General features: G+C 43.9%; 15 protein-coding genes. 11 read left to right on the top strand and 4 right to left on the bottom strand.

Going from position 1 to position 13,105, the window contains the following annotated elements; all coding sequences use genetic code 11:
- The first annotated feature begins 38 nt into the window (after positions 1-38).
- On the top strand, positions 39-431 hold the full coding sequence (gene yugI / locus NSS75_RS16925) for a S1 domain-containing post-transcriptional regulator GSP13 (protein ID WP_019259312.1): 393 nt from the start codon (positions 39-41) through the stop codon (positions 429-431).
- A gap of 63 nt (positions 432-494) precedes the next feature.
- Here the strand turns inward: yugI and NSS75_RS16920 are convergent.
- Both NSS75_RS16920 and NSS75_RS16915 read right to left on the bottom strand, forming a co-directional pair.
- Positions 495-1,645, bottom strand: a protein-coding gene (locus NSS75_RS16920) for an IS3 family transposase (RefSeq protein ID WP_339233173.1) whose coding sequence is annotated in 2 segments (ribosomal slippage) — positions 495-1,372 and positions 1,372-1,645 — 1,152 coding nt in all. Because the reading frame shifts where the segments join, the coding sequence is not laid out codon by codon here.
- 123 nt (positions 1,646-1,768) lie between these two features.
- On the bottom strand, positions 1,769-2,005 hold the full coding sequence (locus tag NSS75_RS16915) for a DUF378 domain-containing protein (protein ID WP_003220771.1): 237 nt from the start codon (positions 2,003-2,005) through the stop codon (positions 1,769-1,771).
- 241 nt (positions 2,006-2,246) lie between these two features.
- Here NSS75_RS16915 and NSS75_RS16910 point away from each other — a divergent pair, with 241 nt between their 5' ends.
- From NSS75_RS16910 to NSS75_RS16890, 5 genes are all read left to right on the top strand, one after another.
- Entirely contained in the window at positions 2,247-3,410 is a 1,164-nt protein-coding gene (locus tag NSS75_RS16910) for an iron-containing alcohol dehydrogenase (protein WP_216393819.1), read from the top strand.
- 102 nt (positions 3,411-3,512) lie between these two features.
- Positions 3,513-4,685 (top strand): iron-containing alcohol dehydrogenase, encoded by a 1,173-nt coding sequence (locus tag NSS75_RS16905; protein WP_213417874.1) that lies wholly within the window; start codon positions 3,513-3,515, stop codon positions 4,683-4,685.
- A 111-nt stretch (positions 4,686-4,796) separates the two neighbouring features.
- Positions 4,797-6,149, top strand: a complete 1,353-nt coding sequence (locus NSS75_RS16900) for a glucose-6-phosphate isomerase (protein ID WP_024122649.1) — start codon at positions 4,797-4,799, stop codon at positions 6,147-6,149.
- Positions 6,150-6,207: 58 nt separating this feature from the next.
- Complete coding sequence (locus tag NSS75_RS16895; RefSeq protein WP_049809957.1) at positions 6,208-6,579, top strand: hypothetical protein; 372 nt, start codon at positions 6,208-6,210, stop codon at positions 6,577-6,579.
- A gap of 60 nt (positions 6,580-6,639) precedes the next feature.
- On the top strand, positions 6,640-7,044 hold the full coding sequence (locus NSS75_RS16890) for a YugN-like family protein (RefSeq protein ID WP_024122647.1): 405 nt from the start codon (positions 6,640-6,642) through the stop codon (positions 7,042-7,044).
- On the opposite strand, the gene NSS75_RS16885 is transcribed toward NSS75_RS16890, so the two are convergent.
- Positions 7,041-8,027: a potassium channel family protein gene (locus tag NSS75_RS16885; protein ID WP_024122646.1), complete on the bottom strand. Its 987-nt coding sequence runs from the start codon at positions 8,025-8,027 to the stop codon at positions 7,041-7,043. The two genes, NSS75_RS16890 and NSS75_RS16885, sit on opposite strands and share 4 nt — an antisense overlap.
- The gene (locus NSS75_RS16880; RefSeq protein WP_185848684.1) at positions 8,024-8,278 is read right to left on the bottom strand and encodes a protein mistic; all 255 of its coding nucleotides are present in this window, start codon (positions 8,276-8,278) and stop codon (positions 8,024-8,026) included. Before NSS75_RS16880 ends, NSS75_RS16885 begins: the two co-directional genes overlap by 4 nt.
- A 132-nt stretch (positions 8,279-8,410) precedes the next feature.
- Between NSS75_RS16880 and NSS75_RS16875 the strand changes: the two genes are divergently transcribed.
- The 5 genes from NSS75_RS16875 (at position 8,411) to NSS75_RS16855 (ending at position 13,094) form a co-directional block, all read left to right on the top strand.
- A complete protein-coding gene (locus tag NSS75_RS16875; protein WP_059335356.1) occupies positions 8,411-8,674 on the top strand; it encodes a hypothetical protein in 264 nt (87 codons plus the stop codon).
- Positions 8,675-8,718: 44 nt separating this feature from the next.
- Positions 8,719-9,396, top strand: a complete 678-nt coding sequence (locus tag NSS75_RS16870) for a zinc metallopeptidase (protein ID WP_024122643.1) — start codon at positions 8,719-8,721, stop codon at positions 9,394-9,396.
- A gap of 43 nt (positions 9,397-9,439) precedes the next feature.
- Complete coding sequence (locus NSS75_RS16865; RefSeq protein WP_339234033.1) at positions 9,440-10,729, top strand: hemolysin family protein; 1,290 nt, start codon at positions 9,440-9,442, stop codon at positions 10,727-10,729.
- A 185-nt stretch (positions 10,730-10,914) separates the two neighbouring features.
- On the top strand, positions 10,915-12,579 hold the full coding sequence (locus NSS75_RS16860) for an alpha-glucosidase (RefSeq protein WP_339234030.1): 1,665 nt from the start codon (positions 10,915-10,917) through the stop codon (positions 12,577-12,579).
- A 116-nt stretch (positions 12,580-12,695) separates the two neighbouring features.
- Positions 12,696-13,094 carry a secondary thiamine-phosphate synthase enzyme YjbQ gene (locus tag NSS75_RS16855; protein WP_339234027.1) on the top strand — a complete coding sequence of 133 codons (399 nt, stop codon included), beginning with the start codon at positions 12,696-12,698 and terminating at the stop codon, positions 13,092-13,094.
- The last annotated feature ends 11 nt before the right edge of the window (positions 13,095-13,105 follow it).

The raw sequence follows: 13,105 nt of genomic DNA, 5'->3' as shown, positions 1-13,105 counted from the left end.
ATAAACAGATATTTAATTTAACTTAGGAGTTGTTATGAATGGCAGCAAAATTTGAAGTGGGCAGTGTTTACACTGGTAAAGTTACAGGATTACAAGCGTATGGTGCGTTTGTTGCATTAGATGAAGAAACTCAAGGTTTAGTACACATTTCTGAAGTGACTCACGGTTTCGTAAAAGACATCAACGAGCACCTTTCAGTTGGCGACGAAGTACAAGTAAAAGTACTTGCTGTTGATGAAGAAAAAGGAAAAATCAGCCTTTCTATTCGTGCGACACAAGCTGCGCCTGAGAAAAAAGAAAGCAAACCAAGAAAACCTAAAGCTGCGCAAGTAAGCGAAGAAGCTTCTGCACCACAAGGTTTCAACACATTAAAAGATAAGCTTGAAGAGTGGATTGAAATGTCCAACCGTAAAGACCTTATCAAAAAATAAGCATGAAAAAAGCACCGGACAGGGGACTGACCCCCGTTTTTGAGACAGGGATCAAAACACCTTTTATACAGCCAATTGCCGATAGCTTATCGGTGATTGGCTGTTTAGTTTCGTTTGAATACGAATGTTGTTATAATAATAAATGTATTCTTTGACAGTGCGTTCTACGATGGCGGTCGTGGTTCGATTAATGCTGTTAAGATAGAACGTTTCAGACTTTAGTGAGGAATGAAACGATTCGATGGAGGCATTATCAGCGGGCGTCCCTTTGCGGGACATGCTCATGGTAATGCCTTTTGTTTTAACAGCTTTCTGATACTCATAAGATGTATACACAGATCCTTGGTCACTATGTAACACGCAGTTCTGAGGCAGTGTTGGCAGCTGATCAAGTGTGTTTAAGACAAAGTCTGTGTCCTGCTTATCTCCAATCGTGAAAGCAATTACTTCTCCATTGTATACATCCAATATACTGGAAAGGTACAATTGTTTCTGTCCATAAGGCAAATATGTGATATCCGTTACTAGTTTTTCAAGAGGATGATCGGACTGAAAGTTCCGATCTAATATATTATCAACCACGGCATATGGCTGCCCATTCTTCTTGCGCTTTTTCACCTTAACCCGGCACTGCCACTGATTTTTCTGCATGATACGCTGAACCGTTTTATGGTTAATACGCATTCCCTTTTTTAATATAGCTGTAATTTTTCGATATCCATATCGATACTTGTGCTCTCGGCACAACGTGCCGATTTGTTTTTCCAAATGGCACTTGGGATGATCTTTCATCAGGTTCTTCTTCCAACGATAATAAGATGCTCGTGAAATACCTAAATGAACACAGATATTCTGTACGGTCATTGTGCTGTGCAATACTTCTACAAGTTCGACTGACGTTTGGCTATCAACTTCCTTTCCAATTCGTTGTACTTTTTTAGAACTTCATTCTGTTGTCTCAGATAACGGTTCTCTGCCTGCAGTTTCTCTAATTCGGAAGAATACTCCGGACCTTTTCCGTAAGTGTATTGCTTACCAACAGGCTGTTCAAATCGATGTGTATCCCCAGCCTTATGCCATCTAACCCATGTCTGAACCTGCGTCTTATTCTTGATATTCAATTCCTGCATGATCTCTTTCATAGGTACGCCTGCCAATCTCATTTCTACAGCCTTCTGTTTGACTTCAATCGGATAACTCACTCTTGTTCCCATACAAAAAACACCTCCAAGTCTTATTTAAGGATAACAACTATCCGTTTTCAAACTTGAAGGTGTTTTTTATTTGTCTCATCTTATGGGGTCAGTCCCCAGGAATGTTCGGTGCTTTTTTTTATCCTATCGCATTTCAGGATTTGCTGCCTCTTCACGTGATCTTTCCTCGTTTGGTTTAAACAGCAGACCGAGGTTGATTAAGCCGGCGATTCCGACAAGACCGTAAATAATACGGGAAAGAGCTGACCCTTGGCCGCCGAAGATGGCCGCTACTAAATCAAATTGGAAAAATCCGATCAGTCCCCAGTTAATAGCGCCAATGATTGTTAATACAAGGCAAATTCTCTGAATTGTACTCATGTTTTGCAACCTCCTCCATGAATTATTAAAACAGTTATAGATTGTGACAAAATGGAGAATCTATACATGCATTCTCCATATTGAGAGTAGCCGGACGAAACGGCCCAAACTCAGCTTGTATCTGTTTCTTTCCCAGCATCTTGCAAATGAAAACTGCCCGATACGCTGAAAACGGAAAGAGCTGATTGCTTTACATGGAGCGCAGGCATTCTGCATAATGAAAATCTAAGGAGGAGATGTCATGCAAAACTTTACATATTGGAATCCGACGAAATTAATTTTCGGCCGCGGAGAAGTTGAAAAACTCCCGGAGGAACTGAAACCTTACGGAAAAAATGTATTGTTAGTCTACGGAGGCGGAAGCATTAAACGCAGCGGCCTTTATGATCAAGTGATGGAACAGCTGAATAAAGCCGGTGTCACGGTGCATGAATTAGCAGGCGTAGAGCCGAACCCGCGTGTGTCGACTGTTAATAAAGGTGTTGCGATCTGCAAAGAAAACAACATTGATTTCTTATTGGCTGTCGGCGGCGGAAGTGTCATCGACTGTACAAAGGCGATTGCTGCGGGGGCAAAGTATGATGGTGACGCGTGGGATATCGTAACGAAAAAACACCAGCCGAAGGAAGCTTTACCGTTCGGAACTGTTTTGACTCTCGCCGCAACTGGCTCTGAAATGAACGCAGGTTCAGTTATTACAAACTGGGAAACAAAAGAGAAATATGGCTGGGGAAGCCCGCTCGTGTTCCCTAAATTCTCTATTTTGGACCCAGTGAACACATTTACTGTTCCTAAAAACCACACGATCTACGGAATGGTTGATATGATGAGTCACGTGTTTGAGCAATACTTCCACCATGTATCAAACACACCTTACCAGGATCGCATGTGTGAATCTCTTTTACGCACAGTCATCGAAACAGCGCCTAAGCTGATCAATGATCTTGAAAATTACGAACTGCGTGAAACGATACTTTACACAGGGACAATCGCTTTAAACGGGATGCTGTCAATGGGCGCAAGAGGGGATTGGGCCACTCATAATATCGAGCATGCCGTTTCAGCCGTTTACGACATTCCGCATGCCGGCGGACTTGCGATTCTCTTCCCGAACTGGATGAGACATACATTATCAGAAAACCCGGGCCGCATGAAGCAGCTTGCGGTGCGTGTGTTTGATGTAGAAGAATCTGGAAAATCAGATGAGGAAATCGCGCTGGAAGGCATCGACAAGCTGTCTGCTTTCTGGACAAGCCTAGGCGCTCCAAACCGTCTGGCTGACTACGATATAAATGACGAACAGCTCGGCACAATTGCCGACAAGGCAATGGCCAACGGTACGTTCGGCCAGTTTAAATCACTTAACAAAGAAGATGTACTCGCTATTTTAAAAGCATCTCTATAACAAAAGGGGGAAATAGCCGATCCGGCTGCTTCCCTTTTTCTTTGGACTTATGTTACAATTGTTAATCTGTTTTTTGATACAGCAATATTTGGAGGTTTTACAATGGAAAATTTCACTTATTATAACCCGACGAAGCTGATCTTCGGAAAAGGCCAGCTTGAACAATTAAGAAAAGAATTAAAGCAATACGGTAAAAATGTTCTGCTTGTCTACGGAGGCGGAAGCATTAAACGTAATGGCCTTTATGACCAGGTAACAGGCATATTAAAAGAAGAAGGCGCCGCTGTCTATGAACTGTCGGGGGTAGAGCCGAACCCGCGTCTTGCAACTGTGGAAAAAGGCATTGACCTATGCAGACAGCATGATATTGATTTTCTGCTTGCTGTGGGCGGCGGAAGTGTCATTGACTGCACAAAAGCGATCGCTGCGGGAGTAAAATACGACGGAGACGCTTGGGACATTTTCAGCAAGAAAGTAACAGCCGAAGATGCACTGCCGTTCGGTACCGTTCTAACCCTTGCTGCTACAGGTTCTGAAATGAACCCTGACTCTGTGATTACAAACTGGGAAACAAACGAGAAATTTGTATGGGGAAGCAATGTAACTCATCCGCGGTTCTCGATTTTAGACCCTGAAAATACGTTTACAGTGCCTGAAAATCAAACGGTTTACGGTATGGTTGACATGATGAGCCACGTGTTTGAACAATACTTCCATAATGTCGAAAACACACCGCTGCAAGACAGAATGTGCTTTGCCGTTCTGCAGACGGTAATCGAAACAGCTCCAAAACTATTGGAGGATCTGGAAAATTACAAACATCGTGAAACGATTTTATATGCAGGCACAATCGCTCTGAATGGCACGCTTCAAATGGGCTACTTCGGCGACTGGGCTTCTCACACTATGGAGCATGCCGTATCAGCTGTTTACGATATTCCGCATGCCGGCGGACTCGCGATCCTGTTCCCGAACTGGATGAGATACACGCTTGATACAAATGTCGTCCGCTTTAAAAACCTTATGCTCAATATGTTTGACATTGATACAGAAGGCAAAACGGATAAAGAAATCGTGCTTGAAGGAATCGACAAGCTGTCTGCGTTCTGGACAAGTCTGGGTGCGCCTTCCCGTTTATCCGACTATGATATCGGAGAGGAAAAACTGGAACTGATTGCTGATATCGCAGCCAAAGAAATGGAGCATGGCGGCTTCGGCAACTTCCAAAAACTGAACAAAGATGACGTGCTTGCCATCCTTCGCGCGTCACTCTGATTTCTAAGGACGGAATGCAGTCATTCCGTCCTTTCTTCTTGACTTGATTTCACAGATAAGTTCATATAAAGTGAAAGATGAAAACATTATACCGTTATGGAGGGACAAGCAATGACGCATGTACGCTTTGACTACTCAAAAGCGTTGACTTTCTTCAACGAACATGAACTTACATATTTACGCGACTTTGTAAAAACAGCACACCATAATATTCATGAAAAAACAGGCGCGGGCAGCGATTTTCTAGGCTGGGTGGACCTCCCTGAACATTATGATAAAGAAGAATTTGCGCGCATTAAAAAAAGCGCGGAAAAAATCAAATCTGACTCTGATGTATTGCTTGTTGTCGGTATCGGAGGTTCTTACCTCGGCGCGCGGGCAGCGATTGAAGCGCTTAATCACGCGTTTTACAATACACTGCCAAAAGCAAAACGAGGCAATCCGCAAGTCATTTTCATCGGAAACAACATCAGTTCGTCTTATATGAGAGATGTCATGGATCTTCTCGAAGATGTTGACTTCTCCATTAACGTCATCTCTAAATCAGGTACAACAACTGAACCTGCAATCGCTTTCCGTATTTTCCGCAAGCTTCTTGAAGAGAAATACGGCAAGGAAGAAGCGAAAGCGCGGATTTACGCGACAACTGATAAAGAGCGCGGCGCGTTAAAAACACTTTCTAACGAAGAAGGCTTCGAATCATTTGTCATTCCTGATGATGTCGGCGGCCGTTATTCTGTCTTAACAGCCGTTGGTCTCCTGCCGATTGCTGTCAGCGGCGTCAACATTGACGACATGATGAAAGGCGCGTTTGATGCGAGCAAGGATTTTGCCACATCAGAATTGGAAGATAACCCTGCATACCAGTATGCGGTCGTTCGCAATGTGCTTTACAATAAAGGTAAAACGATTGAAATGCTTATCAACTATGAGCCGGCGCTTCAATATTTTGCGGAGTGGTGGAAGCAGCTGTTCGGCGAAAGTGAAGGCAAAGACGAGAAGGGCATTTATCCTTCTTCTGCCAACTATTCAACAGACCTTCACTCATTAGGACAGTACGTACAGGAAGGCCGCAGAGACTTGTTCGAAACGGTGCTGAATGTCGAAAAACCTAAACACGAGCTGACAATCGAAGAAGCCGATAACGATCTTGACGGCTTAAACTATTTAGCCGGAAAAACTGTAGACTTCGTTAACAAAAAAGCATTCCAAGGTACAATGCTGGCTCATACAGACGGAAATGTTCCGAACCTAATCGTCAACATTCCTGAGCTGAATGCATATACTTTTGGATATCTTGTTTATTTCTTTGAAAAAGCCTGCGCGATGAGCGGTTATCTCCTCGGCGTCAATCCTTTTGACCAGCCTGGAGTAGAAGCATATAAAGTCAATATGTTTGCATTGCTTGGCAAACCTGGCTTTGAAGAGAAAAAAGCTGAGCTTGAAAAACGTCTCGAAGATTAATGTACGAAAGCTGACTGGCATTTGCCGGTCGGCTTTTTATAAAATCAGAAAGGTGCTGATGTTCATGAAACAAGTGGTCAAACATCTCATCATTGCGGGTTTTTCTGCAGCTGTTTTAGTTATTCTCATATCCTTTGATGCCGTGAATACAGAGTTTTCTTCCAACCTTGGCGGCACACTCTCACACTTTTTTATCCACACCTTTCTTCTGATCGGGCTGCCGCTTGCCATTTTTACCGATGCGGTGCACCATTTTCTGAAATTGAACAGATCTCACACCCTTTTAACAAAGTTAGGACTCTATACAGCTGTTGTCTATGTTTCATGGGAATCTGCAGCGGGGATTGCTGCAGCGATGACTGTTTACTTCTTAATTGAATGCGCTTTCTTTTCGGTTGGCCGTGCAAAGGAAAAAACGGTTTCCATGTAATCAGCCTCTGAATGAAGTCTTGTTCTGCGGGACAGGATAAACGAAAAAAGGGGCAGTTTGATGATTACGATACCTTCCGCGATAGATGGACAACCTTTCTTGCTTCAAGAGCTGGAACAAGTCATGAAGCCGCTCGGTTATGTGATAAACGGCGGCTGGGAGTACGACCACGGCTATTTTGATTATAAAATTGATGATAGAGACGGATATTTGTTTTTAAGAATTCCCGTCAATGCCATACAAGGCAGTCTGGATGAACGCGGGGCAGCTGTCCGTATCGGAACTCCGTTTATGCTGAGGCAGGTGTTCCAGGCAGGCCTTGATGATCATGCTGAAGGAGGGCCGTTTCAATCGCTGTTTAATCAATTTTCTGAGCCCGAGAGACGGGACGCAGAGATTGATCCGGCGTATTTGGATATCGGCGCCTCCCTTGTCAAAGAGCTGGAGGATGTTTTGTTGGGTTAAAGCGCAAGGAATTGATCCGTTTCAAGCACTTTATATGAAAGAGGAGGGGTAATCATAGGCCCTTCCTCTTTTTGTATGCCGATAATAGTGGTGTTGTGATCAAGAAAATAGAGGACGCATGTTTTATAAGCGGCACCATGCAGTTCAGAAGGAACCGAAATCAGCCTCACTTTTTTATCGAGTGTCAGCTCGATTAAGCTTTGCGGTTTAGACAGCTGCAATTTGACCCGGTAATGTTCCAGCATCACGCGGCTTAAGAGCTGAGACGTCCCGATAATTTTATTAGCGCCCGCCCGTTCTGCATTGGTGACAAAGCGGTCTGTCAGAATTTCGACAATACAGTATGCCAGCGGATTCAATCCTTTGACTGATAACAGAATCAGCACCGACAGCATATCCGCTTCCGCTTCACTTTTATATTGGTCGGCAGTGACCATAACTGTGTCCGCCTCAGTAATATTGGCTCGTTTCAGCGTTTCATCATCAGCGGCGTGTCCGCGTATGAAATGGACATTTTCAATGAGCGGCCCTTCTTTTAACGATTCATCAATCAGAACGACTGTCTTGGAGGGCGCCGCCAGCTGAAGCTCTCTCAAAAGGCGATTTGATTTTTCATTCCAGCCGATAATAATCACATGGCCCCGTCCTTTGTAAGCGACCTTTCCCTCTATGTAGCGGTGCTGTTTACTGAAAGCGGCAGCGGATAAGGTGGCAAAGTAAGCAGTGACAAAGCTTGCGCCGATGAATATCAGCAGCATTCCGGCTGCTTGACCAAGCGGCGTGTGCGGCACATAGTCTCCGTAGCCCACTGTTGAGATGGTAACCACGGCCCACCAAATACCTTCGAAGACGGAAGTAAACTGCTCGGGCTCAAGTAAATAAATGATTTGTCCGAACAAAAGAATCAGAAAAAGAATGATCAGCCCGATTCGGATAAATAAAGGCCATCTCAGCCAAGAAATAAAGATCCGGTTTGACTTCATTCTTTTTCCCCTTCTTCAGATAATGAAATAGATAAAATCTGTTTAATAATCGTATTCAGCTTCTCATTTAGCTTTTCCTGACCGTACAGGTCGCGGGCCTGCTTCATGAGATCAGCTGTATCGTCTTCAAACTGAATGAGCGGTTCGTCGATTTCGGATTCATTATAAAACTGGATAAATACGTCCAGCCCTTCATTCATTCGGTCAATCGCTGTACTCAGCTGTTCCTTTTCCTCGCTCGTCACTTTCATGTTCATCACACCCGTGCTCTTTTTATAACAGTATGTCCCACTTCCGGCATTGTTTTTCAAAAAATGAACAAAACATATAAAACCGGATTTCTCCATAAACTAAAACAAATAGGCGAAAAAAGGATGGAACAGATGACGATCATTCAAAGAACCGTCGTGGTTTTGATCGGTACCCAGCTTGCGGCATCCGCAGTGATTTTGTTTATTTTCGACTTGAATTCGTATAATCACTTCTCCGATAGCTTCTCATGGCATCATTTTTTGAAAGAGCTGATTGGAGGCTTTTCTTTTTATTTGTTTTCGGCCGGCTTGTTCCTTTTGCTTATCGGAATGTGTGCGCCTAGACGGAAGAAGAAGCGCTTTTCTGTACACGAGAAAGAAAACTCATTAAAATAATCGTAATAAAGAAACATACGATCTTTAAAAAAGGATGATGAAACATGCTGTTTATATTTTTAACAATAGCCGCATTGGGATTGTCGTTTTGGGCACAATTTAAAGTAAAGAGCAACTTTGAAAAATATTCAAAAGTGGAAGCCTCAAGCGGTCGAACAGGGGCAGAAACGGCAAGACGGATTCTAGATATAAACGGTCTTTACGACGTGCCGGTCGAACCGGTAAGAGGCGCTTTAACAGACCATTACGACCCGACAAGACGGGTGGTGCGTTTATCTGAGCCGGTCTATTATGGCCGCTCAATTTCCGCCATCTCCGTAGCTTCCCATGAAGTCGGACATGCCTTGCAGCATCAGGAGTCATATGGTGCGCTTGTGCTGAGACATAAAATTTTCCCAGTCGTGAATTTTGCATCCGGTGTAGCTCCTTTGCTTTTCTTAGGAGGCATGCTTCTCGGCAGCCTGAATTTGATCGGGCTTGGCATCATTCTGTTTTCAGCCGCTGTCTTTTTCCAGCTGATCACACTGCCTGTCGAATTCAATGCAAGTTCACGCGCGAAGCAAATTATTGTGTCAGAAGGATTCATCCGGAACAATGAAGAGAATGGGGTAAATAAAGTGCTGAGCGCCGCCGCCTTAACGTATGTGGCCGCCGCCCTGGTTTCCCTGTTTGAACTTCTTCGCTTTGTGATGATCTTCTTAAACGGTCGTAATGAGAATTAACGTTAAGGAGGTGGCCCCTTACCATTTATGGTAAGGGCTTTTTTTGCTTATATTACAATTGATCGCCATTTTTGTTTTGATTGGCATTACGGCTGTTTTCGTTGCAGCCGAATTTGCAATCGTCAAAATCAGAGGTTCAAAAATCAATCAGCTCATCGAAAGCGGAGACAGCCGGGCGCTTGCCGCACATAAAATCATCTCCAATCTTGACGAGTATTTATCAGCCTGCCAGCTCGGGATTACAATTACAGCCCTCGGCCTTGGATGGCTTGGTGAACCGACATTTGAACGCATTCTTCATCCCTTATTTACAGCGGCAGGCATACCGGAACCGTTTAACCACATTGTCACATTTGTAATTGCATTTATCATCGTCACTTTTTTGCATGTGGTAATGGGTGAGCTTGCTCCGAAAACGGTTTCCATTCAAAAGGCTGAAGCTGTCAGTTTATGGATTGCAAAGCCGCTGATCTGGTTTTATAAAATCACATATCCGTTTATCAAAGCATTGAATGGCTCTGCAAGCTTTCTTGTGAAATTGTTTGGTTTTCATTCAGTCAAGGAGCATGAGGTTGTCATAAGCGAGGAGGAACTGAGGCTGATCCTGTCAGAAAGCTATGAAAAGGGAGAAATCAACCAGTCCGAATTTCGCTATGTGAATAAGATTTTTGAATTCGACAACCGCGTGGCGAGAGAAATTATGATTCCGCGAACAGAAATCGCTGTCATCTCTCTGGAGCAGTCGCTTGAAGAAGCGATTCATCTCATCATTAACGAACGGTATACACGGTATCCTGTCATCAAAGAAGATAAGGATCATATTTTAGGGATTATCAACAGCAAAGATATGTTTAAAGCATATTTTCTCGGCCAGCCGATTAAGCTGAAGCAAATTATGAGACCTGTCATCAGGGTCATTGAAAGCATTCCTGTCCAGCAGCTTTTAATCCGCATGCAGAAGGAACGGATTCATATGGCGATTCTCGTAGACGAATACGGGGGAACGGCGGGGCTTGTCACTGTCGAGGATATTATCGAAGAAATTGTCGGGGAAATCCGTGATGAATATGATCAGGATGAAACGCCGCATATTTTGAAAAAAGGCGAGCACCATTATGTGATGGATGGCAAAGCGCTAATAGATGAAGTGAACGACCTGCTCGACATTGCCATTGAGAATGAAGAAATTGATACGATTGCAGGCTGGCTTCTGACGCAAAAAATGGAGCTGGAAGCAGGAGATATGATACAGGCGGAGGGCTGCGAGTTTAAAATCCTCGACGCTGAAGACCATCACATTCGATTTGTCGAAATCAAAAAAACAGAGTTTTAATCAAAAACAGCCGGGCTGGATCGCGGCTGTTTTTTGAGCTCAAAGAAAATCAGGACCAAAGGCTTCTGAAAAATTGATCAGTCTCTTGTCATCGGCAAGAGGCTTTTTTTCTGAAAAAATGAATGCTTCAAAGGCCTTTTTCTACATAAGATATAAAAACCGCACACGCAGGAAGGAGTGGCTGTATGAAAAAGGCTTGGTGGAAGGAAGCGGTGGTCTACCAAATTTATCCCCGCAGCTTCAAGGATTCAAACAGCGATGGAATCGGGGATATTCAAGGAATCAGGTCCAAGCTTCCGTACATAAAAGAACTTGGTGCCGATGTGATTTGGATTTGTCCTTTGTACGACTCACCCAATGCGGATAACGGCTATGATATAAGAGATTACAAAAACATATTGAGCGATTTCGGCACAATGGCAGATTTCGATCAGCTGCTTCATGATATTCATGAGCTTGGCATGAAGCTCATTATGGATCTTGTCGTGAATCATACAAGTGATGAACATCCATGGTTCATTGAATCACGTGCATCTTTACAATCCCAAAAACGCGACTGGTATATTTGGAAGGACGGGAAAGACGGAAAAGAGCCAAACAATTGGGAAAGCATTTTCGGAGGATCGGCTTGGCAGTATGATCAGCAGACAAGCCAGTATTATCTCCACCTTTTTGATAAAAAGCAGCCAGACCTGAACTGGGAAAATCAAGAGGTAAGAAACGCCGTTTATGACATGGTCAATTGGTGGCTCGATAAAGGCATAGACGGATTTCGGGTGGATGCCATTTCTCATATTAAGAAAAAAGAAGGGCTGCCTGATCTGCCGAATCCGAAAGGGCTGTCCTATGTTCCTTCTTTTCCTTATCATATGAATGCTGAGGGCATATTGGATTTTTTAACAGAGCTGAAGGAAAACACATTTTCCCGCTACCCGATCATGACGGTCGGAGAGGCAAACGGTGTCGCGGCAAAGGAGGCGGCTGAGTGGGCGGGGGAGGAATCCGGCATTTTCAGTATGATTTTTCAATTTGAACATCTCGGTCTGTGGGATATAGAGATAAATGAAAGCATCGATATCGCTGCTTTCAAACGGATTTTAACAGAGTGGCAGAACAGTTTGGAAGGAATCGGCTGGAACGCTTTGTTTATGGAAAACCATGATCAGCCCCGTTCTGTTTCTGTATGGGGAAACGACGGGAATTCCTTAAAGGAAAGTGCAAAAGCACTCGCCGCTGTTTATTTTCTGATGAAAGGCACGCCGTTTATTTATCAGGGACAGGAAATCGGCATGACCAATGTGGCGTTTCCTTCGATTGAGGATTATGATGATGTCGCGATGAAGCGGCTGTATGACATAGAGACCGCAAAAGGCGCTTCTCACGAGGAAGTGATGAAGATTGTCTGGAAAAAGGGAAGAGACAATTCTCGAACACCAATGCAATGGAATGCATCTCCTCACGCTGGGTTTTCCGATGCCAAGCCATGGATTGGGGTTAATGACAATTACACATGGCTGAACGCCGAGGCGCAAATAAACGATAACACATCTGTCTATCACTTTTATAAAAGCTTGATCAAACTCCGCCAAACATATGATGTATTTATTTATGGCCAATACGAGCTGATTCTGCCGGAAGATCAGCAAATCTTTGCATACCTTCGCAAAAATGAGAGCCAAACTGCGCTCATTGTGGCAAATCTGACGGGTGCGCCGGCGTTCTGCAGATATCCCGCATTGCCGTTATCTTCTGACAAACTCCTATTGTCGAATATGGAAACAGAACCGCACAAGCATACGACATCACTGCTGTTAAAACCTTATGAAGCCAGAGTATATCTATGGCAATAAAACTCCAGAAACAAGCTGGAGTTTTTGTTTTCTTCAGGTTTATGAGCCTGGTTTAACAGGAAAAAAAGAACACAGAACGAATATGCAAAGAGAAGGGGAATTGGAAGGAGAAACAAATGCTGAAAACTCTGCAAATCAAAACAAACAAAAGAGATGAAATGGTTGAAATCACTCACGAGGTCGAAGCGTTTCTTCAAGAAACAGGAGTGGCAAGCGGGGCAGCGCTGATTTACTGTCCGCATACGACGGCGGGCATTACAATTAATGAAAATGCCGATCCCGATGTGAAAAGAGATATGCTCCGAAGATTTAATGAGATGTATCCATGGGACCATGAGCTGGACCGCCATATGGAAGGCAATACAGCTGCACATATGAAGTCCAGCACGGTAGGCGCTTCACAGCATGTCATCATTGAAAACGGGCGTCTCATTCTCGGGACGTGGCAAGGTATTTATTTCTGCGAATTTGATGGTCCGCGTCATCGAACTTGCCATATCAAAATCATGGAATAACAGGAGGTGCT

It is taken from the genome of Bacillus sp. FSL K6-1012, assembly GCF_037964915.1.
Taxonomy (GTDB): Bacteria; Bacillota; Bacilli; order Bacillales; family Bacillaceae; genus Bacillus; species Bacillus halotolerans.
Note: the sequence above shows the minus strand (reverse complement) of the source record. Positions and strands in the feature narration are given on the sequence as shown.

Coding starts and splice junctions, on each gene's coding strand:
- NSS75_RS16915 (WP_003220771.1), bottom strand. CDS start 2,005: ATGAGTACAATTCAGAGAATTTGCCTTGTATTAACAATCATTGGCGCT.
- NSS75_RS16895 (WP_049809957.1), top strand. CDS start 6,208: ATGTTCATGAAACAAGTGGTCAAACATCTCATCATTGCGGGTTTTTCT.
- NSS75_RS16880 (WP_185848684.1), bottom strand. CDS start 8,278: ATGAAAGTGACGAGCGAGGAAAAGGAACAGCTGAGTACAGCGATTGAC.
- NSS75_RS16875 (WP_059335356.1), top strand. CDS start 8,411: ATGACGATCATTCAAAGAACCGTCGTGGTTTTGATCGGTACCCAGCTT.
- NSS75_RS16860 (WP_339234030.1), top strand. CDS start 10,915: ATGAAAAAGGCTTGGTGGAAGGAAGCGGTGGTCTACCAAATTTATCCC.
- NSS75_RS16890 (WP_024122647.1), top strand. CDS start 6,640: ATGATTACGATACCTTCCGCGATAGATGGACAACCTTTCTTGCTTCAA.
- NSS75_RS16855 (WP_339234027.1), top strand. CDS start 12,696: ATGCTGAAAACTCTGCAAATCAAAACAAACAAAAGAGATGAAATGGTT.
- NSS75_RS16870 (WP_024122643.1), top strand. CDS start 8,719: ATGCTGTTTATATTTTTAACAATAGCCGCATTGGGATTGTCGTTTTGG.
- NSS75_RS16900 (WP_024122649.1), top strand. CDS start 4,797: ATGACGCATGTACGCTTTGACTACTCAAAAGCGTTGACTTTCTTCAAC.
- yugI (WP_019259312.1), top strand. CDS start 39: ATGGCAGCAAAATTTGAAGTGGGCAGTGTTTACACTGGTAAAGTTACA.
- NSS75_RS16905 (WP_213417874.1), top strand. CDS start 3,513: ATGGAAAATTTCACTTATTATAACCCGACGAAGCTGATCTTCGGAAAA.
- NSS75_RS16910 (WP_216393819.1), top strand. CDS start 2,247: ATGCAAAACTTTACATATTGGAATCCGACGAAATTAATTTTCGGCCGC.
- NSS75_RS16885 (WP_024122646.1), bottom strand. CDS start 8,027: ATGAAGTCAAACCGGATCTTTATTTCTTGGCTGAGATGGCCTTTATTT.